This is a genomic window from Streptomyces sp. NPDC015125, from assembly GCF_043080045.1.
In the GTDB taxonomy this organism is placed as follows: Bacteria; Actinomycetota; Actinomycetes; order Streptomycetales; family Streptomycetaceae; genus Streptomyces.
The window spans coordinates 51,945-75,015 of sequence record NZ_JBIBVF010000032.1; the positions used below are offsets into that span (position 1 = coordinate 51,945).

General features: G+C 70.6%; 31 protein-coding genes. 22 read left to right on the forward strand and 9 right to left on the reverse strand.

What is annotated here, in order from left to right; translation table 11 throughout:
• Window positions 1-100 precede the first annotated feature (100 nt).
• From ACF088_RS38995 to ACF088_RS39010, 4 genes are all read right to left on the reverse strand, one after another.
• Window positions 101-1,156, reverse strand: coding sequence for an FAD-dependent oxidoreductase (locus ACF088_RS38995; protein ID WP_392380725.1), 1,056 nt, complete (start codon window positions 1,154-1,156; stop codon window positions 101-103).
• The gene (locus tag ACF088_RS39000; protein WP_392380726.1) at window positions 1,153-1,731 is read right to left on the reverse strand and encodes an isochorismatase family cysteine hydrolase; all 579 of its coding nucleotides are present in this window, start codon (window positions 1,729-1,731) and stop codon (window positions 1,153-1,155) included. The genes ACF088_RS38995 and ACF088_RS39000 overlap by 4 nt, the downstream gene beginning before the upstream one ends.
• A gap of 5 nt (window positions 1,732-1,736) precedes the next feature.
• On the reverse strand, window positions 1,737-2,765 hold the full coding sequence (locus ACF088_RS39005; RefSeq protein ID WP_392380727.1) for an XRE family transcriptional regulator: 1,029 nt from the start codon (window positions 2,763-2,765) through the stop codon (window positions 1,737-1,739).
• 338 nt (window positions 2,766-3,103) lie between these two features.
• Window positions 3,104-3,451, reverse strand: a complete 348-nt coding sequence (locus ACF088_RS39010) for a GntR family transcriptional regulator (protein WP_392380728.1) — start codon at window positions 3,449-3,451, stop codon at window positions 3,104-3,106.
• Window positions 3,452-3,804: 353 nt separating this feature from the next.
• On the opposite strand from ACF088_RS39010, the gene ACF088_RS39015 reads away from it, so the two are divergent.
• Together ACF088_RS39015 and ACF088_RS39020 are read left to right on the forward strand one after the other, a co-directional pair.
• Window positions 3,805-4,608: a hypothetical protein gene (locus ACF088_RS39015; RefSeq protein WP_392380729.1), complete on the forward strand. Its 804-nt coding sequence runs from the start codon at window positions 3,805-3,807 to the stop codon at window positions 4,606-4,608.
• A gap of 208 nt (window positions 4,609-4,816) precedes the next feature.
• Entirely contained in the window at window positions 4,817-5,107 is a 291-nt protein-coding gene (locus ACF088_RS39020) for a hypothetical protein (protein ID WP_392380730.1), read from the forward strand.
• A 156-nt stretch (window positions 5,108-5,263) separates the two neighbouring features.
• Here ACF088_RS39020 and ACF088_RS39025 read toward each other — a convergent pair whose 3' ends face one another.
• Window positions 5,264-5,479 (reverse strand): hypothetical protein, encoded by a 216-nt coding sequence (locus tag ACF088_RS39025; protein ID WP_392380731.1) that lies wholly within the window; start codon window positions 5,477-5,479, stop codon window positions 5,264-5,266.
• Between the two features lie 112 nt (window positions 5,480-5,591).
• On the opposite strand from ACF088_RS39025, the gene ACF088_RS39030 reads away from it, so the two are divergent.
• From ACF088_RS39030 to ACF088_RS39105, 16 genes are all read left to right on the forward strand, one after another.
• Window positions 5,592-6,155, forward strand: coding sequence for a hypothetical protein (locus ACF088_RS39030; protein WP_392380732.1), 564 nt, complete (start codon window positions 5,592-5,594; stop codon window positions 6,153-6,155).
• Window positions 6,156-6,239: 84 nt separating this feature from the next.
• Entirely contained in the window at window positions 6,240-6,371 is a 132-nt protein-coding gene (locus ACF088_RS39035) for a hypothetical protein (protein ID WP_392380733.1), read from the forward strand.
• A gap of 144 nt (window positions 6,372-6,515) precedes the next feature.
• Complete coding sequence (locus tag ACF088_RS39040) at window positions 6,516-6,902, forward strand: hypothetical protein (protein WP_392380734.1); 387 nt, start codon at window positions 6,516-6,518, stop codon at window positions 6,900-6,902.
• A gap of 131 nt (window positions 6,903-7,033) precedes the next feature.
• Window positions 7,034-7,411, forward strand: a complete 378-nt coding sequence (locus ACF088_RS39045; RefSeq protein WP_392380735.1) for a hypothetical protein — start codon at window positions 7,034-7,036, stop codon at window positions 7,409-7,411.
• Window positions 7,412-7,533: 122 nt separating this feature from the next.
• Entirely contained in the window at window positions 7,534-10,365 is a 2,832-nt protein-coding gene (locus tag ACF088_RS39050; RefSeq protein ID WP_392380736.1) for a hypothetical protein, read from the forward strand.
• A 483-nt stretch (window positions 10,366-10,848) separates the two neighbouring features.
• Window positions 10,849-10,998 (forward strand): hypothetical protein, encoded by a 150-nt coding sequence (locus tag ACF088_RS39055; RefSeq protein ID WP_392380737.1) that lies wholly within the window; start codon window positions 10,849-10,851, stop codon window positions 10,996-10,998.
• A complete protein-coding gene (locus ACF088_RS39060; RefSeq protein WP_392380738.1) occupies window positions 10,998-11,198 on the forward strand; it encodes a hypothetical protein in 201 nt (66 codons plus the stop codon). Before ACF088_RS39055 ends, ACF088_RS39060 begins: the two co-directional genes overlap by 1 nt.
• Window positions 11,195-11,476: a hypothetical protein gene (locus ACF088_RS39065; protein WP_392380739.1), complete on the forward strand. Its 282-nt coding sequence runs from the start codon at window positions 11,195-11,197 to the stop codon at window positions 11,474-11,476. The genes ACF088_RS39060 and ACF088_RS39065 overlap by 4 nt, the downstream gene beginning before the upstream one ends.
• Before the next feature lie 69 nt (window positions 11,477-11,545).
• On the forward strand, window positions 11,546-11,875 hold the full coding sequence (locus ACF088_RS39070) for a hypothetical protein (protein ID WP_392380740.1): 330 nt from the start codon (window positions 11,546-11,548) through the stop codon (window positions 11,873-11,875).
• A complete protein-coding gene (locus ACF088_RS39075) occupies window positions 11,868-12,428 on the forward strand; it encodes a hypothetical protein (protein ID WP_392380741.1) in 561 nt (186 codons plus the stop codon). Before ACF088_RS39070 ends, ACF088_RS39075 begins: the two co-directional genes overlap by 8 nt.
• A gap of 1 nt (window position 12,429) precedes the next feature.
• On the forward strand, window positions 12,430-12,930 hold the full coding sequence (locus ACF088_RS39080) for a hypothetical protein (RefSeq protein ID WP_392380742.1): 501 nt from the start codon (window positions 12,430-12,432) through the stop codon (window positions 12,928-12,930).
• Between the two features lie 17 nt (window positions 12,931-12,947).
• On the forward strand, window positions 12,948-13,472 hold the full coding sequence (locus ACF088_RS39085) for a hypothetical protein (RefSeq protein ID WP_392380743.1): 525 nt from the start codon (window positions 12,948-12,950) through the stop codon (window positions 13,470-13,472).
• 118 nt (window positions 13,473-13,590) lie between these two features.
• Window positions 13,591-16,041 carry a hypothetical protein gene (locus ACF088_RS39090; RefSeq protein WP_392380744.1) on the forward strand — a complete coding sequence of 817 codons (2,451 nt, stop codon included), beginning with the start codon at window positions 13,591-13,593 and terminating at the stop codon, window positions 16,039-16,041.
• A gap of 344 nt (window positions 16,042-16,385) precedes the next feature.
• The gene (locus ACF088_RS39095; protein WP_392380745.1) at window positions 16,386-16,973 is read left to right on the forward strand and encodes a hypothetical protein; all 588 of its coding nucleotides are present in this window, start codon (window positions 16,386-16,388) and stop codon (window positions 16,971-16,973) included.
• Window positions 16,970-17,311: a hypothetical protein gene (locus tag ACF088_RS39100; RefSeq protein ID WP_392380746.1), complete on the forward strand. Its 342-nt coding sequence runs from the start codon at window positions 16,970-16,972 to the stop codon at window positions 17,309-17,311. Before ACF088_RS39095 ends, ACF088_RS39100 begins: the two co-directional genes overlap by 4 nt.
• Window positions 17,308-17,760 (forward strand): Pycsar system effector family protein, encoded by a 453-nt coding sequence (locus ACF088_RS39105; RefSeq protein WP_392380747.1) that lies wholly within the window; start codon window positions 17,308-17,310, stop codon window positions 17,758-17,760. The genes ACF088_RS39100 and ACF088_RS39105 overlap by 4 nt, the downstream gene beginning before the upstream one ends.
• A 272-nt stretch (window positions 17,761-18,032) precedes the next feature.
• Here ACF088_RS39105 and ACF088_RS39110 read toward each other — a convergent pair whose 3' ends face one another.
• Both ACF088_RS39110 and ACF088_RS39115 read right to left on the reverse strand, forming a co-directional pair.
• Complete coding sequence (locus tag ACF088_RS39110; RefSeq protein ID WP_392380748.1) at window positions 18,033-18,431, reverse strand: hypothetical protein; 399 nt, start codon at window positions 18,429-18,431, stop codon at window positions 18,033-18,035.
• Between the two features lie 86 nt (window positions 18,432-18,517).
• Entirely contained in the window at window positions 18,518-19,045 is a 528-nt protein-coding gene (locus tag ACF088_RS39115; RefSeq protein WP_392380749.1) for a hypothetical protein, read from the reverse strand.
• A gap of 404 nt (window positions 19,046-19,449) precedes the next feature.
• On the opposite strand from ACF088_RS39115, the gene ACF088_RS39120 reads away from it, so the two are divergent.
• The 3 genes from ACF088_RS39120 to ACF088_RS39130 all read left to right on the forward strand — a co-directional run bounded on the left by ACF088_RS39120 (window position 19,450) and on the right by ACF088_RS39130 (window position 20,742).
• Complete coding sequence (locus ACF088_RS39120) at window positions 19,450-19,734, forward strand: hypothetical protein (protein WP_392380750.1); 285 nt, start codon at window positions 19,450-19,452, stop codon at window positions 19,732-19,734.
• Complete coding sequence (locus ACF088_RS39125) at window positions 19,731-20,129, forward strand: hypothetical protein (RefSeq protein WP_392380751.1); 399 nt, start codon at window positions 19,731-19,733, stop codon at window positions 20,127-20,129. Before ACF088_RS39120 ends, ACF088_RS39125 begins: the two co-directional genes overlap by 4 nt.
• 340 nt (window positions 20,130-20,469) lie before the next feature.
• Window positions 20,470-20,742, forward strand: coding sequence for a hypothetical protein (locus ACF088_RS39130; protein WP_392380752.1), 273 nt, complete (start codon window positions 20,470-20,472; stop codon window positions 20,740-20,742).
• A gap of 64 nt (window positions 20,743-20,806) precedes the next feature.
• Here ACF088_RS39130 and ACF088_RS39135 read toward each other — a convergent pair whose 3' ends face one another.
• Window positions 20,807-21,130, reverse strand: coding sequence for a hypothetical protein (locus tag ACF088_RS39135; RefSeq protein ID WP_392380753.1), 324 nt, complete (start codon window positions 21,128-21,130; stop codon window positions 20,807-20,809).
• 167 nt (window positions 21,131-21,297) lie between these two features.
• A complete protein-coding gene (locus ACF088_RS39140; RefSeq protein WP_392380754.1) occupies window positions 21,298-22,089 on the reverse strand; it encodes a Ku protein in 792 nt (263 codons plus the stop codon).
• Between the two features lie 207 nt (window positions 22,090-22,296).
• On the opposite strand from ACF088_RS39140, the gene ACF088_RS39145 reads away from it, so the two are divergent.
• The gene (locus ACF088_RS39145; RefSeq protein WP_392380755.1) at window positions 22,297-23,007 is read left to right on the forward strand and encodes an HNH endonuclease family protein; all 711 of its coding nucleotides are present in this window, start codon (window positions 22,297-22,299) and stop codon (window positions 23,005-23,007) included.
• The last annotated feature ends 64 nt before the right edge of the window (window positions 23,008-23,071 follow it).

Consider the following 23,071-nt stretch of genomic DNA (forward strand, 5'->3'; position numbering starts at 1 on the left):
AAGGGTTCGGCAGGCTTCGGACCCCTCCTACAAGGTCCTTGGCCCCGTGGCCCCTCGACATCGTCGACGGGGCCACTTTCTTTGATCAGTGTCGGACACCCTATCGCGGGCCGTGTGCCCATACACCGGCGGCGCGACCAGCAGGTGTTCCAGCATCGGATTGGCTGTTTAGGTGTCGTGCCGGAGCCAATTGGCTCCTTGCTCGGCTGGTCGTGTCGTCGCTGGCGGCGCAGCGGACCTGGAGCATGTCCCGCTGAAGCGCGGTGGAGTAGTAGTGCGCCAGAGCTGCTTCAGCTCCCGAGCCCTGTGCCGTGGTGATGCGCTGAAACCGAACCGACCGCAGATCCCCGGCGATGAAAATCCGGAAGTGCTGCATTTCCGGCGGGCAGTATCCGGCCTCGTCCACCGCGAGTCCTTCGAGAGCCGCCGGCCGATTCCCGAGATTGCTCAGCACCGCTGTTGCGGCGTAGGTGCTGCGCTCTCCTCGGCGATTCTCGACCTCCACGATGAAGTCGGCTCCGTGAGGGGTCTGCGAAACGACGACGTGAGAAACCGGAACTACCCGAACACGATCGTCTCCTGACACTTCCGCCAGCTTGTAGTCGTCCGTCGGCGGGGCGAGGACGTGGAGCATGGCAGAGGACTGAGGATGAGCCCGCAGCCAGGTGCCGAGCGGCCTGTCGCCCCCAAGAACGTACGTCCGCGGCCCGAGCTGCTCGGGCTTTGCACGCCAGAGCGGAGGCGTAGACAACGAGGGAGCGGCGCTGACCCAGTCGGTGTCGGAGGGCGTCATCGTTGCCACGCCCGTGCTGACCACAACCGTCTGGGCGCTGAGCACTCGGGAGTCTGCAAGGAGAACTTCCGCTCGGTCGGCGTGCCCCTTGACACCCACGGCGCGAGAGCAGACCAGTGAGCATCGACCGGCCTGCTCGAGGCGTGCCAGATCTGCGGCCAGGGCCTTGGCCAGCTGGGGGCCCGTCGTCCAGTTGCCGGAGACGTTCTCCAGCGCACCGATGGTCCGGAGCTTACCGCCGACGCTGTCGGCCTCCACGACGAGCACCTTCATGTTGAGGCTGGTGGCCATAAGAGCGGCCGCCACGCCAGCGGGGCCTGCCCCCACCACCAGGACATCGGCGTCGAGCGAAGGTGTACTCACTGGATCCCCCCAGTTCCGCTGATTCGAGACAGAGCGACGTCGCTGGTGATGAGTTGATCGGCGCCCAGGTTCCGGGCCGCGAGTAGCAGGGCGGCCTCGTGGTACTGGGCGCCGCCGCTGGAGGCGCACGCGTCGGTGATGATCCACGGCCGGTAGCCCCGCTGGTAGGCAGCGGTGCCGGAGTCGTACACGCAGGCGTCGGTGTCAATACCGCACAGCACCAGGTCACTCCAGCCGAAGTCCTGGATGAGCTGCGATCCCTCAAGCGTGAAGACTGACGCCTGAGCTTTGTCGATGACTAGGGCCGAGTTGTCGATGAAGGGAGCCAGATCCTTCACGAACGCCTGCTCCTCGGCGGTGCGCAGCCGCTTCCAACCGGAAATCGTTTCGTAGGGCGAGCCTGGCGCGTTGTGAAACCGGGTGAAGACCACCGGAGCGCCGGCTGCTCGCCAGCCGTCCACCAGCCGCACGACCGTCGGGACAACATCGCGGCTGTGCTGGTTGACGAAGCCCTGCTGTACGTCGATAACCAGCAGCGCTGTTGATCGCGGATCCAACCCGTCCACCTTTCCCATGACCATCAAGGATTGCTGTCTCGGAGGGCGTCCTGAGCGGCGCGAAGCCGATCGGGGAGTTCGCTCGTGGTCAAGATTGCTTCGCGCATCACGCGGTGCTGAGCTGTCTCGGTGGGACGCGCGGTTGTGAGCCGGTAGTAGGCACTCCGGAGAAACCGCCAGCCGTACTCGGGAGGCATCACCGGGTCGTGGCCGTCCTCGATGGTGTGCAGAACGTGGGAGGACAGAGCCCACAACGCCTGGACATCCAGCTCCAGAGCGACGATCTGACTCGTCGTGAGGGCGCGCTCATCCGGCTGCGGGTGGTAGGAGACTCCGGACCATCCGGCGACACCCTGCGATACGCCGCCTCCGAAGGGGACAGCCTCGGCGTGCGACCAGCCTTCGCGGAACTTGGCGGCTTCGACGTCCGGCCCCAGCGAGATGACGTTCTCCGGGTCCTGGCGGTTGACCAGGACGGAGGGTGTAGCCAGGAGCTGCAGCGCGGTGTCCAGACCCGTGCCCATCCAGGAGTTCTGGCGGAGTTCGTAGACCGACAGCACATACTGCGGCGCGGGCACCTCGTGAGTGGGCGCTTCTACAGCATGGAGTTTCATGAGCTGCGTGATCTGCTTGCCCGCCCAGGCGGGTTCCTGCAGATACGTGCGGTACCGCCACACCGCCAGATCGGTCAGCGATTCGACACGGTGATGCTCTTCCAGGTGCACGACGGCGACGCCACACCCGTAGAGGTGGACCGCCGACGACTGGGCCGAGTGGTGTCCGGCCGGAAGCGTCCGTCGCTCCAAGCCTCCTGGGCCGGAAGGCGTGGGAGCGCCGACGGCGTACAGGGGAGCGATCTGCTCGCCTACGTAGGCCGGCAGGAACTTGTGGGAGACGACGGTGCAAGGCGTCGGCTGTGGAGTATCGGCGCCCGCGGGCGCGACGGCGGGGCGGCGGAGCGCTGCCAGGCGCAGGCGGAATGCCTCCTGCTCCTCGGGGGTGCACTGGATGAGTGCCGTATCGAGGATCTGCGCCATCTGCGGCCGACACACACTGGTCCTGTTCCTCTGCCAGTGCGAAACCGTCCGCGGGCTGATCCCGAGGTGAGCGGCGAATCCTCGCACCGACGCGCGCATTACCGATCGCAACAGCAGTGCCTCCTCGCCTGTCCACTGCTCAACTGCGATCACTACACACCCCTATGACGGCCTGTTGCCAGGCAGGAAGAGCCCTGCTGCGACGCTATTGCGACACCCCTTCCACGCCGGGACATCTCGCCGAGATGCCCGCGACCCCGAAGCTGATCTCCGTCGAAATGATGCCGATGACGAACGGGGGCGCCGTGCTTGCCACTACCGGAGAACGAGGCAGTACGGCGTCATGGTCGGGCTCAGGGCTGTGCCGACCCGCTGCCCTGCTTCTGCTCGACACGTTCGAGTCGTGCGATCAGATCGGCGACCTGCTCCTCGAGGCGCCTGATGGCCTGCGCAGTTGGGTCAGCAAGCGCGTCAAGGGCGTTCTCGCGAATGAAGCTCCCGCGACCCGTGTGGGAGTAGATGACTCCATCCCGTCGAAGCTCGGCGAAAGCGCGCTGCACTGTGCCGGGTGCGACGGCGTACTTGCTCGCCAGCACTCTGGTGCTCGGCAGTTTGTCGCTGGGCTTGAGCTGCCCGAGTCGAATCTGATCGCGCACATCCTGCGCGATGCGCTCAAAGGGTTGCATGGCCTCGTCCGTCATGAGCCACATCGTAGAGCCACCTCGCTCGGATAGATAGCCTGCCCAACCTGGTTGACACGGTAGTCAATGTACTGGTTAGGTTATCCACGTCGACACGGTTGGTCGCCGGTGAGGCGCCAACAGCGACGACGTAGGACCGCACCACCGCAAGACAGCAGGAGTCACTGCCTCTTCGGGGGTGGTCCACAACCGAAGAGCGCAGCACCGCATTGAGCTATGGGTGCCGAGTGACGAACAACGAGATCCTCGGCCGGCTCTCTGCGGGCGCAGCCCGACAGCAGTTGCGCTGCCCGTCCGCCACGGCCCTTGTAAGTCCGTGGTGGGCGGAGAACGCAACCGACGGAGGGGAAACCATGAAGGACAACGGCCGGAAGCCGCTGCTGGCGAGCAAGATCCGCCCCGACCTGATCAACCTGCGTGACGGCGAGCAGCGCACCATCGTGTGCGGTGACTGCGGCCGGTGGCGGGCGATCCGCCGCAGCATGGTGAAGCCGCACCGGATCACCATGGACAGCAACAAGCCCAAGAAGACCGGCTCCGGGGTCGAGGAGTATGTGCCCCGCTGCCTCGGCAGTGGCCAGCGCATCCAGTTCGACATCACCCCCGAGCAGTGGCAGGCCCGCTACGACAAGTTGGCCGACCGCCGCCAGGACCAGGGCATGAACCCGGGCTCCCGGCACACCACCCGCGTGAAGCGGATGACCACCGTGGTGGCGCCGCCCGCGGCGAAGGTGGTCCCGTCCTTGCCCACGCCCTCTTCGACGTTCGAGAAGTACGACGGGCACCGCAAGAGCTGCGTGATGTGCACCGGCCGCAGGCACTGCCCCGACGGCGCCCGCCTGGCCCGCGCTCACGTTCAGGCCGTGCGGGACGAGCCGAGGATGCGTCCGGTCCGCCGGGCGTACGAGCGGCTGCTCCAGGACGCCGAACAGCGTCGCTCCCAGGAACTGCCCGCCAAGCGGGCGGGGGAGTGGGACGCGGTCCTCCCTTCTACCCGGGCCGCTGACGCCCGGCGTACGCAGCTCCCCGACGGCGACGCCCCTACCGACGGCCCCGGCGTTCCGCTGGCGCCGCAGGACGTGGATGCGCACGACCGGCGTCAGGCCGAGCTGGGCAAGCGGTACGCGCGGAAGACTGCGGTCACGTCAGCCGCCTGACCTGCACACGGCGACGAACGACCACAGCGCCAGTGAACGGTGGCCCCGGCAATGTCCGGGGCCACGCGCTTCTACGAACTGCCCCGTGCGTCCTCCCATCCCCGTGGACGGGAGGACGCACGGGGCTGCTCGTCCGAGCAGCCACACGGCGACAGCCCCCGGGTGCGACCGGGGGCTGTCAGTACCAGGACCTTTCAAGGAGGACCTGATGGCACACAGCATCTCATCCGTGATCATCCGGCCGCGCAACGGCCTGCTCGACGAGATTGAGCGGACCCACAGCGACGACGAGGAACGCGGATACGAGCGTGACGAAACCGACGCTGCCTACCGGCGCCTGACCGCCTGGAAGGCCCACCGCGCCCAGCAGGCCGACCAGGTGCACCGCCTCAACACCCTCCTGTTGCGCCTGGTGGCCGAGGGCGACGCCCGTATCGCCGCCCGCGCTGACGCCGCCCGTGGCGGCGAGCAGACCTCGAGGACGGGGTGCGCGGCATGAGGAACCTGCTGAAGCTGCTCGACGACGCCTGCGGTCTGTGCGGTTACTGGCGCTGCCGGTGCTCGGAGGTGGCCCGATGAGCACACCCGCACCCGCTCGGTGCAGCTCCTGTGGGGGGACGGGGCAGGGCGAGACCGTCTGCACCGGCTCCGGTACCTACCGCGCGAGCTGCGGGTCCTGCGGCGGCTCCGGCCGCCAGTAGCGACCGCAGCCCTTTCCCGCGGCGCGGAAGGCCAGCCGCTCGGCGGCCGAGGTCACCGCGCTGCGGTCCGTACCACCCGGCAGGAGCCCGTGCCCGACCACCCGATACGCCGTGCCCGCGCCGCCCAGCAGCTGGCGGAGCGGGCCCTTATGCGTCACGGACTCGCTCACCCGCTGGCTCTCACACTGCTCGCCGCCGCAAGTTCGGCGGCGGCGGGCGCGTGGGAGGCCGGCCACTGGGTCCGCGACCTCCACCCACACGCACCTTCACAGGGACATCGCCATGGAAAACCCCAACCTCCCGCCCGCCCAGCCGACTTCGGCTCCGGCCGGGCAGACCCGTCTGTCCGCTGACGAGGCCCGCCAGGTCTTCGCCACCGCGGTCGGCCCGCGCGTGATCGGCGGGATCTACCACAACGCCTACTGGGACACCGTCTACCGCGTCGCCGGCATCCACTACGGACCGGCTGCGCTGGCCGTGATCGGCTGGGACGCCGGATGGGCGATCACCGTCCAGGACGGCCGGGGCGTGCAGACCCACTGCACCGCCTGGGAGCGGGAGGACACGACCGTCGCGCTCCCGGAGGTCACCGTCTACCGGCCCTCCCACGGGGCCCTGCCGCTGGGGCACTACAGCACTCCCGAGGCGGCCCGCGCCCACGTCAGCGACCTGCTCGGACGCGAGGAGCCCGGCGCGCTGCCGGTCTGGCTCGCCGACGAACTGGACGACTCGCTCAGCCCCGTCGAGGCGCACCTGTTCGGGCGGGGCGGGGTGCCGGAGCCCACCGGCTACGTCATTACCCCGCTGACCATCGCGGATCACTACGACCCGGCGGCCGACGAGTAGCTGGCCTGGCGGCTGCCTCCCCTGCCCGTCGGCGACGGGCAGGGCGGTGGGGAGCCGGACAGTCCGGACTCCGAAAGGAGCGCCATGAAGAAGGACCGCAGCACGGACAAGCCGGTCTCCCGGGTGCGCATCAACCTCGGTGAGCGCAGCCCGGCCAGCGACCAGCCCGCGAAGCCCGTTTCGCGGGTGCGTATCAACTTGCGCGGCAAGAGCTGACTGACCGCCCCGTCAGGCACCGCTGGCTGGACGATCACGCAGATCCAGATGGTCGCCGACGTCCCGCAGGCCATTCCGTCGCAGGCCGGCCGCCAGTAGAGCGAGCTAGCCGGACCGACCCTTCTGAACTGAAACGGAGCCACGATGACCTTTGACATGAGCCGCTTCGGTACGAGTCGTTGGGTGAAGAGCCACCCGAACGATGTCTACACCACCGGCTCGACCGAGCCGGTGCTCAGCGTGTTGGACCTGCGCGACTTCGAGCTGCGCGAGCTGTTCCTGATCGGCCTGAATGACTCGTGCGGCACGCTCATTTTTCCGTACGAGTCGCGGGCCGAGAACGCCGCTGCCGCGCTGGAGCCCGCCTTCGACACCACGGTCCGTCTGTTCGGCAACCGTGACGGCCATGACCTGTGGGCGGCCGATTTCACCCGGCGGGCGCTGGACGGCACCTCGCCGTCGTCCTTCGTCACCGACCTCACCCTCAAGGACGGCACCGTCCTCATCCGTGACGGCCGCTGGGTCCGCTGACGCCTCCCGCCTGCCGACTGCCTCCCCCTGCCCGCGTCGGTCCTCGTGACGGCACGGGCAGGGCGGTGGGGAGCCGGACAGTCCGGAGATCCACCGGCCCCGGTGCCGGTCCACTGACACGAGGAGATCACATGAGCCAGCAGCTCCAGGGAACGGCCACCCGGCCGCAGACCGCCTACGCCCACGGCGACTTCGTCCTCTACCGCGACGCCCACCGGTTCTGGCAGGGGCAGCCCAACCACACGTTCGTCGCCCAGGTGGAACGTAGCTGGCGGCACGCCGGCACCGGCAAGGTCCTGGTCGACCTGGTCGAACTGAGCGGCAACCGGTTCGTCGGCGGGGTCGACCCCGATTACCTGCGGCTGCTCCCGCCGGCCGACGCGATGGCCGACATCGACACCGCACCGCTTGCCGAGGCGGACGCCGGGGCGATGAGCCCGGCCGCCGTCGCCTGGCTGCGCCAGCACCTCCCGCAGAACGCCGCCGCGCTGCCCGCCCAGCGCAACTGACAACCACCGACCGCACTGCGTCTGACGGTTGCCTGCTCGGCCCCTCCCACCGCACGACCGGGAGGGGCCGAGCCATGGGAGCCGGACAGCCGTCCATCCGCTGCACGAAGAAAGGAAAGGGCATGGCCGCGCGCACCGCGACCCGCACCAAGAACAAGCCGCCCGCCAAGAAGACGGCGAAGAAGACGACCGCCGCAACAAAGAGGACGGCACCGGCATCGGCGCGGCGCCCGCCCGCACCGGCCGCCCTGCCGGTGGCGCCCGTCGTGTGGCCGGAGGCCGACGCGCAGGCCGCAGACCGCCGCGACCGCACCGCCGACCTCATCGACAGCGCCCGGCACACCGCTGCCGGCCTCATCGGCACGGCTGCCCAGCGTGACGCGGATGCCCACGACCGGGCCGCTGACATCGTGGACCTGGCGCACGAGACCGCCACCACCCTGCACGACGTCGCGTTCGAGAGCGCCGCCGATGTCCGGGACCGGGCCGCCGACGACTGCGACCTCGCCCGCGAGGCCGCCCGTCGCGAGGCCGCCCAGGCCGTGGGCCGGGGGCAGGTGCAGGCTGCGGAGGTGACCGGGACAGCCCGTGCCCAGGCCCGGCAGGTCCTGGCCGAGGTGTCCGAGGAGGCCGGCCGTCGGCTGCGCGAGGCCACCGCCGCTGCCGAGGGCACGCGAGCCGACGCCGTCCACGACGCCGAGGCGATCCACGACGCGGCTCTGCGCGGTGCGAAGGACACCACCGTCGCGGCCCGTGCGGCCGCCGCCGGGCACCGCAGCCGCGCCGAGCGGGCCGCGGCTGCGATCCAGCAGCACGCCACCGACCGGGCACAGGAGCTGGTCACCGGTGCCCGAACGCGCGCCGAGGAGTTGACCGAGCAGGCCCGCGCCCAGTCCCGGCGGGTGCGCCGGGATGCGAAGGCCCAGGCCCGGCAGCTCCTCGCGGAGGCCGCTGAGGAAGCCGGCCGCCGCCTGCGTACGGCCACCGAGGATGCGGGGCAGGAGGCGCAGGAGATCCGGGTGCAGGCCCGCCTCCAGGCGAAGGCCACCGTCACCGCCGCCCGTGCGGCCGCGGCCCGGCACCGCGCCCATGCTTCCCGTGCCGCGACGGCGATCGAGCAGCGCGGTGAGGATCAGGCGCAGAAGCTGATCTCTGACGCCCAGGAACATGCCGCTGCTGACCTGGCCCGTGCAGCTGAGGATGCCGGCCGTCTGCGGACCGAGGCGGAAGCGGAGCTGGAGCGCGCCCGCACCGAGGCCGAGCAGCATCTGGCCGCATCGCACAGCGAAGGCGACGCCGTCCGGGCTCAGGCGCAGAGCGAGGCCGACGAGCTGCGCGTCCAGGCGCGCGACGAGGTCGATCAGCTGCGGGCACAGGGCGAGAGCCAGGCCGGCGAGATCCGGTCGGCGGCCGACGCCGAGGCGCAGCGTCTGCGCACCGCCGGCCAGGCAGAAGCCGACCGCCTCACCGCCCAGGCCCGCACGGTTGTCGAGGACGCGCAGCGGGAGAAGGCAGCGGCCCAGGAATCGGCGCAGCGGCTGCGTCGCCTGGCCGAAGAGGACACCGAGCGGCAGCGCACCGAGGCGGCCGACGACGCTCAGCGCACCCGCGCGGCCGCGAAGGCCGAGGCCGAGCGGCTGCTCAAGGACGCCCAGCACAGCGCCGACGCCACCAAAACGCAGGCCGAGGATCTGCTGCAGCAGGCCCAGGCTCAGATGACGGAGGCGGCCGACCAGCAGCAGGAAGCCGACGCCGCCGCGACCCAGGCCGCTAAGGAGCTGCGCCGGGCGACGAACCGCACCGAGCAGCGCCTGGCCCGCAAGGAGCTCAAGCACACCGCCCGCACCCGGCGCCGTGACGCAGCCGCCGCGCGCAAGGCCCAGCAGCGCGAGGGCCGCTCGTCGTGGTCGGACCGGATGGGACGGCTGTCGGCCTGGTGCCGACGCCTGTCGGCCGATCAGGCCCGCCGGGTGCTGGTCACCGGGCCGATCCTGGCGCCGATGGCGGTGGCCTGGTGGTCGCAGATGGACTACGCGAAGACCGAGTTCAAGTGGGCCACCGTCTTCGCGGTCGGATTCGCGGCGGCGTGGGAGTTGACCACGGCTTTCACGGGCTGGATGTACCACCAGGCCCGCAAGGCCGGCGACGGCGGCCTGCTCTACCGGGTCTTCACGTGGATCTTCGCGGGCGGCGCGGCCGCGATGAATTACGCCCACCACTGCGCCAAGGACGGGACGCCCACACAGTCCGCGGTTTCCTTCGCGACGATGAGCATCGTCGGCATGGTGCTGTGGGAGCTGTACGCCTCCCTCCTGCACCGCAAGGCCCTGCGGGATGCGGGCAAGGCCGCCAAGGCCCGGCCGCGGATCGGGCTGATCCGCTGGGTGCGCTACTTCCGTCATTCGTTCACGGCGTGGTCCATGGCGATCACCGACTCCACGCTCACCACGCTGGACCGGGCATGGGCTGCGGCCGATACCGAGATCGCCCGCAAGGACACCCTGAAGGCGGCGCGCGGCGGTCAGCCCCTGCCGTCCTCGTACCGGGTGCTCCCGGTCTCCGGTTCGGCTGGCCCCGCGCACGTTCCAGCGTTCCGAGTGAGCCTGACCCGGTTCGTCGAACCGGTTCGTCGAACCGGTTCGCTGCTGGAGGAAGCCGCACCTTCCTCCCGGCAGGTTCGCGAACTGGCTATGAAGGGCGAACTGGAGGCCCCGCAGCGCGAACCGGTTCGCGAACCGGGCGGCGAACCCGGTTCACCCAGGTCCGCGAACCCCACGCCGAGGGAGCGCCAGCAGATGGAGCAGGAGGAGCAGGTTCGCGAAGTGCTCGCACTGATCGGCGAACTGGGCTACGACGAGGTTCGCCTGCCCGTCGTCATGGAGCGAACCGGAATGGCGAAGACCACCGCCCACGAACGACTGAAGGCGGCGCGTGAGCTGTACGCCAGCGCGTGAGCGGACCGGTTCGCGAACCTCGCACCCGGTTGCGCGAACCCGCGGTGCGGCGAACCCGCGAACCAGTTCGCCGAACCATTACGGACTGGGCGGGGTGAGGACGGGACGCCGGACCGGTTCGCGAACCGCGCCCCGTCTGCGTTGCCGGGCAGTCGGCCGAACCTGTTCGGCCGACGGGTTCGCGAACCTGTCGCTCGCCTCGCCTGAGACGGAACACACTCGCACCCTCGCCGCGAACTACGAACCGCGAACCACTGACCGGTTCGGCGAACCACCGAACTGCTCCTGCCGACCGATGTCGGCCCCAACCGCGCCCCGACGGTGCGGGTGTGGGGCCGGCCACGGCCGCCAGGCGGCCCCGCGTGCCCGGCCCGCTTTCCAGGGCCCGGCCGGGCACGCGGCCTTTTCCAACTGACCGTGCGGCGACCCGCTTTCCAGGGCCCGGCCGCCGCACGGTCTCTCCCATTCAGGAGCTGATTCAGCATGCCACTGCGCCCCATCCCCATCTCGCCCGGAAGCCGGCCCGACCCCCGCTTCGAGACGACCTACCAGCCCTCCCGCGGCGGCTACTACAAGACCGAGCCCAGGCCGGTCCCCGGCACCCCGAAGCCGAAGAAGAAGGGGGACAGCTGATGGCGTTCTTCGGCCTCATCGGCAACGACGAGAAGCTGGCGGCCACGACCTACAGCAACCGGGAGTCGGCCTCCGAGCGGGCTGCCCGCAGGCGCCGCGAGGGGCACCACCGCAGTGCGACCGCGGCCGACCGCGAGGGTCAGGCGTGGGAGAACGCCGAGCGGGCCCGCCACAACCGCGGGAGCTGGTGGCGGCGGTGAGCAAGGACCTCAAGACCGAGGCCGCGCGCCGCGACCGCCGCACACGGGCCGCGGTCGCCACCGTCACGCCCACCAGCACCGGTACGGCGGCCTGCCGGTCGGATGTGGCCCTGTTCGACCGGGCCGCCAGCGCCCGCGCGCCGCTGACCGACCGGATCGAGGCCGCCACCACCTGTGCGACCTGCCCCCTGACCGCGTCGTGCGGGTTCCGCATGGAGATGCCGAAGGCCAGTTCCCGTGCCAAAGCCCGCTCCCTGTCCCGCAACCGCGCCACCTGATCCACCCGACGCCGCTGCGGCCCCGCCTCGAGGAGGCGGGCCCGCCCCTTCCCCCTGCCCGGAGACGCCTTGTTTGCCTGCCTGCTGATCCGCCGTCCCCGTCGCCTGCAGCATCTGCGCCGCCTCGCCGCCACCGGCGGCCCGGCCACCCGCACTCGGCTGCCCGGCCCGCTCCTGTCCGCCCCGCAGCCCGAAGCTGTGCCTGCGGGGCTGCCCGCCGGGTTCCGGCCCGCCAGCCCCTCCCCGTCCGCGCCCGCCGGGCCGGCCGCCGTGGACGCCGCCGAGCTGAGTGTGCGGGCCAGGCTCCACCACTACGTACAGCACGGCGCCCCCAGCGCCGATGCCGCCCAGCACTCCTGCGAGGCCCCCCAGACCACGCAGGAGAAAACCGATGGCTGACCAGCCGATTGAGATCGACCCGCTCATGGTGGAGCTCTCCACGGAGCGCACCGACCGCGGAACGCAACCTCCGCCGCCGTCCAGCCCGCCCGGGCCGTTCCTGCCGCCGCAGTGGTCCGGCAACCCACCGCCTTCCAGCGGTCCGCCCACCGTCCCTCCGCCCCCTCCGCCCGCCGACGGTCCGGGCGGCGGCATAGCGACCACAGCGCCTCCCGCATCGGTCACCTATGTCACGAACCACTACTACCCGCTCGCCCCGTCGGCCCCCGCTGAGCAGGGGCGGTTCCGGATCGGCCGCCTGCACCCGGCGTGGAACGCCTCCGCCCTGGTGGCGGGCCTGTTCCTGGTTCCGGCGACCAGCACGGTCTTGAACACCGTTTTCGGCGACGAGTACGGCGTGATGATGGCCGCCCTGGCCGTGACCGGCCTCCTGGAGCTGCGCCACCGCGGCCGCTCGTGGCTGGTCCGGGCGCTGACCTGCAACCTGCTCGCCTCCAGCGTGGTCACGGGGGCCGGTCTGCACATGTACGGCTACATCGTCACGGGGGTGTGACGTGACGCCCGCTCAGCTGTCCCTCGGTGGCCTCGCCCTGGCCGTCGCGGTACTGGTGTTCACCCTCATCCGCTGGTGGTGCACCGGTCATCAGGCGCCCTCTGCAGCGGCCATCGGGGGCGGTCTGCTGATCGGCCTGCTCGGTGCCCTGTGCTCCGGCGGACTGCTCGGCTGGGCCGCCCGCCGCCTGGTCACCGGCGTCACCAACCCGCTCGGCAACGCCGCCTCCGGCGACACCGGCACCCAGCTATTGCCCCAGGCTGCGCCGTCCGGCATGACCGCCGGCGGCGGCGTCACCACGACGCTGCTCCTGGTCGTCGTCCTGCTCACCTGGCGCTGCTGCGACAACCAGATGCGCCGACAGATCGCCGCCGGCGCGCTCGTCGGCTCCAGCGTGGGGCTGATCGGCGGGGCCTCCGGCCTGGCCGCCCTCACGCTCATCCCGGCCGTCAACCACTTCGGCGACCGCATTCTCGCTTCCCTGCCCTTCCAGTACTCCTGACCGGAGGTCACCCCATCATGAACATCCCCGTCGGCTCGTTGACCATCGGCGGCCTGCTCGTCGGCATGGGAATCCCGACCTGGCACCTCGCCCGGTTCGCGGTCGCCCACATCAAGAAGCCCGGCGATATCCTCCAGGACGCCAAGGATCTGATCCCGCTGGCCGCCGGGGTCGGCTACGGCGGCCTGGCCACCGCCACCACCTCCGGTTTGATCGGCTTCACGACCGGCGCCATCACCTGGCTGGGCAACGGCGCCGGGTCACTGGCCATGTGGGGCGCCACCGGCGGTGAGACCGGCCTCGCCGCTCGCAGCAACACGGCCGCACTGACCGGCGAGGGCAACCTGATCCTGCTGCTGGTCACCGTGGCGATCCTCGGCGCCTGGAAGGCGATCCCGAAGAAGGCCAAGCCGCACATGCGCCAAGGAATCGTCTGCGGCGTCTTGCTTGGCTTGTCCGCCACCCTCGGCGGCTGGTTCGCCTCACTCGTCATCCCGGCCGCCAACTCCTGGGGCGCCGACCTCGTCGGCAGCATCGCCTAACTCCCGGTCCGGACGCCATCGGTCGCCCACGCCCACGACCGCACCCGCGCGGCCGCGGTCGTGGGCGGCCGTCACCGCCCGGCCCACCACACCCGCACTGCTTCGACTGGAGAGTCTCGTGACTGCCCACCTGCCCGACCGCGTCATCATCGACCTCGAATCCGAGGGCGAGTTCCTCACCGACGACCAGCCCGGGCCGGGCACCACCAACGACGGCCCGAAGCCGGGCGAGACCACTGACCAGGGGCACTCCCGGCCCGGCCTGGCCGCCCGTCTCGCCACCGGCACATGGGGCCTGGCCCGCCGCGAGGCCGCGGCCCTGCGCACCGGCGCCGGGGTGCTCAAGGGCGAGCGCGGCGCCTGGCTCAGCGCCGCCCAGGAAACGCCCGCCCACCTGCGCGCCGACCTCCTCAACCGCCGGTACAACACCTGGCTCGCCCGCCAGCGCGACGAGACCGAGCGCTTGCAGGAGAGGGTCACCGAGCTGGACAAGCAGGCCGACCGGCTCGACTCCGCCGCCCAGGACGACTCTGAGCACGCTCGCAAACGGGCCGCCGCCCTGCGTACGGAGTCCGCTTCCTGGCGCGAGCAGGCCCGCAAGGCCGAGCAACAGCTCTACGCCGGCCACCACGAGCCAACGGACGCTGAGCTGAAGCGTCACCGTCGCCGCACCGCCAACCGCCGCCGGATCGCCACGGCCGCCCTCGGCCTGGCCATCGGCTGGGCCGAGGTGAGCATCGGCGGCATGCTGCCCGTGCTCACCGCCGCCGGCATCGCCGCCGCTGCATGGGCCAAAGGCCGCTTTCCCGGCTGGCGTCGCGAACTGCCCGAAGTGCCGCCCCTGGCCTACGAACTGAGCACCGGCCGCCCGTCCGCAACCGGCACCGCACAGCAGACGGAGCCGGCCGCAGAGACCGCGGCGGACGCCCCGGCCGGTCCGACCTCGGACGCTCAGAACACGCCTGGGCAGGGCGCGGCCGGCACCGGCGGACTCTTCCCCGGCGACGACGGCAAGCCCTTCCCCATCCACGACGTGACCAGCACCGCGATGGCCACCGAGTGCTTCCGCAGGGCGCTGCGTGTCGAAGGCGTTCCACTCGCCCACGTCGGCGAAGCCGTGTCCTACCCGTGGGGCTGGGAGGTGGTGGTCCGGGTAGCAGAGGGCACCCCGGGCGCCATCGCCGACAAGCTCGGTGACCTGGAGACCCGGTTCGACGTCGGCGACGGCGACGTCATCGTCGAGCTCAACCGCAAGCGCACCGCCGAGGCCCTGCTGCGGCTGGTCACCGGTGACCTGTTCGGCGAGATGAAGCCCCCGCCCTACCGGGCGCCGCACTCGGTGGACATCAACGACGCCGGCGTGTTCGGGATGAGCGCGGACGGAAGCGACCTCAGCTTCTCCCTCGCCGAGCTGATGGGCGAGGTGATCGCCCGCTCCGGCGGCGGCAAGTCCACGATCATGCGGGACCTGCTCGACTGGACCACCGCCGCCCACAACGCGGTCACGGCGTTCCTGGACCCCTCCGGGGACGGCCCCGGCCAGTTCTCCGACGCGATCAAACTGAACGCGACGAACCCGATCCACATCGAGTTCGCCCTGCTATCGCTCTACCGGCTCGCCACTGGCCGTGCCCGCATCCGCCGCAAACTCGGCATGGGCGACACCTGGCGCTGCACCGCCGAGCATCCTGCGGTCATCGTCTACGTCGAGGAGTTCCCCAAACTCACCAAGCGCAGCAAGCAGATCATCGCCGAGCTGATGCTGGTCGGCCGGAAGGAAGGCATCTGGATCATCTTCGCCGCACAAGGCGCGACCAAGGAGCTCCTGGGCAGCAACATCGCCGAACACCCCGCCCTCAAAATCCTCGGCGCCTGCCGGGCGGTGGACACCACCCAGGCCCTGGGAGGCGGCGCGGCCGACTTCGGATACCTGCCGCACCGGCTACGCCCGAAATCCGGCCGCGAGCTCAATCACTGCGCCAGGACGTACATCGTGGGGGCGCCTGGCCTGTCCGAGGACCCGATGCTCCACAAGTGGCACTACATCCCCGACGACGAAGGAGGCCGACGCGCGGCCGAGCGGCTGGCCGCCGGCCTGGTCGACGTCGACCAGGCATCGGTCGACGCCGCACTCAACTCGCCGAACCCGCCCGGCCTGAAGTTCGGCGACGAGGAAGAGGAGTACCTCCACTACGTGCCGTGGCCCGAGCTGCTGAAGATGGTCGCCGAGCCGGACGACGAGGAGCCCGAGTCCGCCGGACTGGTCGATCTGCCGCCGATGCTGCGGGCGATTCGAGAGGCGTTCGAGGCCGCTGAAGATCCCGACTTCCTGCTCACCGATCAGGTCCTGGACCACCTCGCTCCCCTCGGCCCCGAGTGGCGTCAATGGGATGGCAGGGAGCCCGCAGACCGCCGCCGGGAAGGCGCCAAAAGGATCGCCCGGGAGCTGAAGAAGGACGGCATCAACACCCTCAAGACAGTCCGCCGAACCGACCTCGACAAGGACAACCCACCCTCCGGCTACCTCCTCGAGGACGTCGAAGCAGCCCTCGACTCCCTCGCCGAATAGCACACAGCGTCACCGACACCAGCACGCGCTGATCTGTCTGCTGACCTGTCCGCGACCTGTCGCTGATCCGTCGTGATCCGTCCCCCGGGACAGATCGGCGACGGGTCGGCCACAGGTCAAGGAACGGATAACCACCTGCGGAAACAGTTCAGACAGATCAAATCCTCACACCCCCTGAAACGGCCCCGCAGCCCCGCCGCTTGGGCCGTTCCACGCCCCCGGCGGAGATCAGCGTCGGCTGACCCCCGCTCGCTCGCCAGCCACCACGCATCGTGACCCCCGGCCACGCACCTGCCGGCCGCTGATCCCCCTTATCCGGCTCAACACCTGACCCAAGGACCGACATGTTCCGCTTCATCAGCACCACCCGGCTCCGCCAACTCCACCGCTCAATCCACGAACTCCACGACCGGGCCGCGGCCGAGAAGCGCCGCGCCGACACAACCGAATGCCGCCTCACAGAGGAGCTGGAGCAGCTGCGGCCCGCCGTCGACGTCTCCCGGCGCCAAAGCATTGAGATCCAGGCCGTCATCTCCCGCCTGGACATCCGCGCCAGCGCGGAAGCGTGGGACCTGGGCGCCCACGTCATCGCGCTCCTGGACGGCCCCCTCCCGCCCGGCCCGGCGCCTCGCTTCTGCCCCAGCTGCCAGATCGCCGACGTCGAGGACTTCGACCTGCCCATCCCTCACACCGACGACACCGCCCCCTGTGCCCGCTGCCGACGCTGCGGGCACAAGTGGGCGCTGGACCCGGGCGCAGACGGCTGCTGCGTCGCATGCGGCGGCAACGGCCATCTCGGCCGCCAGCGCCTGGACGACCCGCGCTGCCCCTGCGGCGACAACACCGATCCGGCAGACGCGGCACTGGCCTACCCCGGAAGCCTGCCGCAGACCGACCAGCTGCCCGCCCCGCCCAAGGGGGACCAGCTGTGACCACACACGTCATCGTCAGCCACGGATCGGACTTCTACGGCCAAGAACAGATCCCAGTCCGCCAGCTACGTGAACTCGGGCAGTACGTGCGCGGCGCGCTCCCCGCTGCCGACTCCCCGCCGCTGACCCGGCTCCTCGATGACGCCGGCGACAGCGAGCACACCCTCGCCACCGACCAGGCCGCGCTGCTCGCGAGCCTCCTGCGCCGCGCGGCTGCCCACCGCCACCTCACGAAGGCGTACGCCGAAGTAGCTGCCCGCCTCGGGCGAGCAGCCGCCTGCGCGGCCGCCGACCCCCAGCCCTGGACCTGGACCACCACCAACGAAGGAAACCAGTGACCGACATCGACACCCGCCTGGACGCCGCCACCACCACCGTCCTGGCGGAGATTTCCCGCACCGACGCCAAAAGCGGGGTACTGCTCACCGCCTTCAGCCTCCCGCTGGCCGCGCTGGTCGCCGCCGTCCCCGGCCACCCCTTACCCGGACTCTCCGCCGCCCTCGTCGGCATCGGTGCCATCGGCCTGGTCACCGCGATGCTCGTCGTCCTGGTCGTCGTCCGCCCACGCCTCTCAGGAGCCGCCCGCGGCTCCTACCTCTACTGGTCGCTGTGCGCGACCCCCGAAGCGGTGGTCGAAGATCTACGGAACCCAGGCGACCGGGCCAGGCACGTCATCCACCTCTCCCGGATCGCCAAGCGCAAGTACAGGGGCTTGAGGCTCGCCGGCGACGTCACTGGAGTCTCGCTCATCGCCCTCGCCGCTGCCCTGATCGCCGCCCTGCTATGACCAGGAGGGCGTCACCGCCATGAGGCCGGTCTAGCTGCCGCACGCTGAAGGCCCGTACCCCCGCCACGTCGTAGGGGTACGGGCCTTCTTGCGTTTCCGGGCCTTCAGACGGGCCACGACCCGACTCAGGCGACTGATAGGGCAGGGCTGATGGTGGGAAGAGGAAGACGAATCCGGGCGGCATCGAGGTGCGCGCTCCCCGCAGTTGACACTCAGTAAGGCCCGGAGGGGGAAGGGGGCCCGGACAGCTGGTCCGAGGGCCCCGTGCGTTCCTAGCTGTCCGGGTCTAGAAGTCGCCACCCGCGGGCCTTCCAAGCCCCGCTGTGGTCGCCGCTGCCCGGGAGGTTCACCACCGGCACGACGTGATCCGCATAGACGAGGAAGGCCGCCACAGGGCGCGCGGGACCGCCTACGGGCCCCGTGCCGTTCTGGGTGATCCGCCAGCCGTTGCCCGGCACGACGCCCAGCGGGTGCGTATCCAGAGCCTCCTCTACGGATTTGAACCCTTCTTGCTCCACTGCCGCCACCACGCGGCCGGTCTTCGCGTCCAGCACCATCGCGGCGCCATCCGACTCCCGCCACCCCACAACCCGCCGGCTGACTTCGTCGTCGGGATCGGCGTCCGGATCGGGGTCGGTGAACCACGCCTTGAACTGCAGCTGTGTATGCATCCCGCCATCCTCGCGGTGATCTTCGAGTCCTGTCTGGCGTACGCCGAAAGGGTGGCTACGGCTCCCGGCTGGCGCGCGCGGGACGATCAGTCGGCTGGTGCCGCCACCTTTTGTTCCACGAACGCCCACTGGCCTCCTGCTGCCGAGTACGGGGTGCCGGGGGGGATGGTCATCCACAGGGATCCGTCGTCCGCGACAAGGAGCGTGCCCTGCGCGTGCAGGGAGTGCAGCGATTCTCGGACGTCGTCTGCCGTAGAGCCGATCGACTCGGTGAGGTCGTCGGCGAGGTCAGTGTCCTCCAGGATCACGTCGAGATGGCCAGCAGCTGCGAGCGGGATGTGCGGGCCGTAGATCCCGCGGTACTCCAACAGGAGGCGCATGGTGGCTGCCTCGCCGGAGTCGGTCCCGAACGTCTCGATCACCTTGCCCATCACCTCCTCATCCGTACCGGTCGGCTTATTCCACTCCTGGTAGTAGAGGCCCGGTGGGTTGAGGCTGTAGAGGGTTCGCGGGCGGGGCGCCTTGATGCGGCGCGGGCCGATTCGCTCAGCTGCGGCGGCGCGGCGCGCGGCCTCGCGGGCTCGGCGGGCGGCGGGGTCCTTCTTGGCTGCCATATCCGTCCCAACGAACTGTGTGGCGGCAGGTTCCCCGTGCCGTCGGTGCGTCGTGATCGCGGCCGCCACCGCGAGGTCCCCGGCGCGACCGTCCACACCCTGCACGTCCTGCCGCCCGCCCCCGTGCAGACCGGACCCGCCACGGCGGCCGCCGGAGCTGCAGCCGGCGACGCCCAACGCTCCGGTGGAGCGCCGTGCGCCGCCGGACGGCTACCGCCGCGCGATCGAGGCGCACCGCGAAGCTGCGTCGCTGTCCCAGATGGACCCGGCCATCACCGCGGCGATAGCGCGGCAAAGCGCCGGCGACGGGATGGCCGCCCGCTCGGGCGCCCGCGTGAGCAGCGTCCCGGCAGGTTCTGCGGCGGTCGCGCCCGCCAGCGCTGTAGTGCCCCTATAGTCTACCTATGGCATCGACGACGATTCAGGTGCAGCGGGAGACCCGTGATCACCTTGCCGAGCTCGCCAAGGAGCGCGGCGTGAGCATCGGGCAGCTGGTGGAAGCGCTTGCCGCCGAGCAGCCGACCGCGGCCCAGCGGGCAGAGCGGCTGGCCGCGGATCGGGAGGTCGTCCGCCGCATGATGGGCGTGGACATCCCCGACGAAGAGTTCGAGCAAGCACCCGACGTGCTGGGCAACATCTACAAGATCGCCGCCGAGAAGGTCCGGGCCGCCGGGGGCACCGCAGCGTGATCATCCTGGACACCAGCGCCGTCAGCGCGCTCGCCGGCGGCCACAAAACGCTGAACCTCCTGGCCGGCAACATGGCCAAGACGCCCGGCGAACACCTCAACGTCCCCGCCCTGTGCCTGACCCAGGCCGAAGCCGGCGACGAGGACCTCTCACAGCGCGTTCTCGCCTTCTCCTCCGTCGTCGTCGACGCCCTCGACACCACAGCCGCGGTCAGTGTCGGCACCATGATCCGCGACGGCTACGGCAGCCCCGACACCTGCCACGCCCTGTACTGCGCCCTGCCGCGCCCCGAGTTCACCGGCATGTCGATCCTGCTGACCGGCAACGAGGACGCCTACCCGCCCGGCGTGGTCACCGTCGACATCGACTCACCCGGGATGCTGGGCTTCCACTGACAGCATCGAGCCCGCCAGCCGACGGTCACCGACGAGCGATAGAACCCGCCGGCGACCCACTCCGACACGGCGAAGACCTCGCCGAGCGGGCGAGGCGCTGCCACCACGCTCCTGCTGCCGCCCGCCGAGAAGAACACGGCGGCTACACGACGCCTCCTGCGCCGCGGCCGCTGCGGCCGAACAGGGCGAACACCCGCCCCAGCTGTGGAGCGGTACTGGAAGCCCTCGCGGACCAGCAATGGCGTCCTGGGCTGAATGAGTGAGTACGGGTCTTGGCGGGCGCGATACCGTGGAGAGCCTGATGACCGCTGATTCCTATGACCTGGCAGGAGCGCACCGCGTGGCTGAGGACCCCATCGCGCACAACGAGCTCGATGCGCTGACCCGCCGTGTCGTGGCGGTCGACGATCGCGTCGAAGCGCTGCAGGTACAGGCAGGTGGCAACTTCGCGGCCGTGATCGAGGGACAGGCCGCGCTCCGACGCGAGGTCCGGGACGGCTTCACCTCGGTCAACGCCCGCTTCGACGCCCTTGAAGCGAAGATGGACCGCAACCAGGCGCAGATCGTGGAGCTGCTGACCGCGCTGGTCGGCAAGAACCCGAACGAGAGCTGACCCCGACGGACATAGAGGGCTGCCCGGACCTGAATGCAGGTTCGGGCAGCTTTTTTGTTGTCGGTCAGACGGCACGGGCCGGCCGCGCCGGAGTCGTTGTGCGGGGGGAGGGCCTGGAGTGCAGCGAAGTGCCGCCGGGCGGCGAGGCCGGTGCCCAGGAACCGCCCGTCGGGCGTGAAGTGCGGTTCGCCCAGGTGCCGTTCGAGGAAGGACGGTAGTTCCAGCGCGCGCTGGGGTGGGCAAAGTGATGAAGGTCGCCGTAGGGGAGCCAGGTGGCCGCGGCGAGGAGGGCCAGGGCGCGGTTGCGGTAGTAGAGGCGCAGGCAGCGACCGGCCTCCAGCCAGCGGGCTACGGCCTCGAACCACCTGTGCTCCACCAGCATGGACATCCAGGCGAGTGCAGAGGTCCGGCCCGCCCCGGTCGCCCGCGAGGGAGTGGCGCAGGTTCGCGGCCACGCCAGCGACGGTGGTGCCGAGGCTGCGGTTGACCGACGGCCAGGCGTGTCCGGTCCCGCACACGCTGACCGGCACCCCGGTGAACCGCCCGTCAGACCGGCTATTGGCGGGGCCGGCGGGCGGCCTGGACGCTCTGTTCCAGAGCCTCCAGGAGGTCGACGGCTGGCTGTGGCGGCGTCGACAGTTCCGGGACTTCGCTTCCCACGGTCTTCGCTGCCACCAGTTGCTCCAGCGCGTGACCGTACTCGTCCTCCATCTGCTGCATCTCGATCCCGGTGAGCTCGGACAGGAGTATCTCGGCGAGCTGTAGTTCCCGGTCGGTGACCGGTGTCGAGGGCCCCAGGTCTCCGGGCTCGCGCACTTCGTCGCTCCACAGCAGGGTTTGCAGCACGATCACCCCGCGTCTGGGGCGGAGGACGGCCAGGCGTTCACGCTGGCGGAGGGCGATTTTGCAGAGGCCCACGTAGCCGGTGCCCGCGAGGGCCTCGGTCAGCAGCACGTACGGGCGGTCCGCGGCCGGCCCGTCGGGGGCCGCGTAGTAGGCGCGGTCGTAGCTGATCGGGTCGATATCGGCGCCCGGGACGAAGCCGAGAACCTCCGCCACGTGCCGCGTGGGCAGGGGGAGGCGTTCGAGGTCTTCGTCGGTAATCGGCACCAGCCGTCCGTCCGGCAGCTCCACCGCCCGCCCGACGTCCCCGTACGGGATCTCCTCGTGCGTGCCTTCCATCTCGCAGACGCGCTTGTGACGGATCCGGCCGCCGTCGCGGTGGTGGATCTCCCTGAACCGTCCGCGATGCGACTCGGTCGCAGACACCAGGCGTACGGGCAAGACCACCATTCCGAAGGTGACGGCGCCGCGCCAGACGGTCCGCATCGGCGGGTTGGTTTCCATGCCCCCACCCTCCGGCGGGCGCCGGCCGGCCGCACAGCGGACTACTCCACGACGCGCTCCGCCAGGGACCGCCCGCCAGGACTTCCGGCTCGCCCTCGTCGTCTGGCAGCGGCCATCAACCGCGTGCGCGGCGCATTCCCGGGTTGACGGCCCTTGATGCGATGGGTAGACCCATGGGGCTGACATCTCATCTGACCTGGGAGCCCTATGTTCTCCGCGCGCCGTCTGGCTGCTGTGGCCTGCCCGTTGCTGGTCTTGTCCGCGGCCGCGTGCACTCCCGGCGTTTCCCACCAGGATGCGAAGCCGTCGCCGGGGGATCCCACGGGCTCGCCGTCCGGCGGCACCGATGACGGCCTTCGGCTGACGGACGCGATCGGCCGGCTGAAGGTGGCCCGCGAGGTCCGCTCCGAATACGAGCGGGACAAGTTCCACCTGTGGACCGACGCCGACCACAACGGCTGCGACACCCGAAAGGAAGTACTCCTGGCCGAAGCGGTGAAGAAGCCACGGCAGGGCAAGAGCTGCAAGCTGACCGGCGGCAGCTGGCGCTCGTACTACGACGACAAGACCGTCACCGACACCCGCAAACTCGACATCGACCACGTCGTACCCCTCGCCGAAGCATGGGACTCCGGCGCCTCGAAGTGGACGCCGGACCGCCGAGAGCAGTACGCCAACGACCTGGACGGCGAGCGCAGTCTCGTCGCGGTCAGCCTGGGCCCGAACAGGACCAAGGGCGACAAGGATCCGGCCGAGTGGATGCCGCCGGCCAAGGACGCCACCTGCACCTACGCCACCGACTGGGTCACGGCGAAGCTGCGCTGGCAGCTGTCCGCCGACCGCGCCGAGATCAACGCCCTGCGCACAACCGCCGCGGGCTGCAAGGACGCGGCGGTGACGGTTACGCCGGCGCCGTAGCCCGCCGCTGGCAGGGATCGTCGCGGCGCTCTGCCGGCTCACGGTCAGCGGTCATGGTGATCGG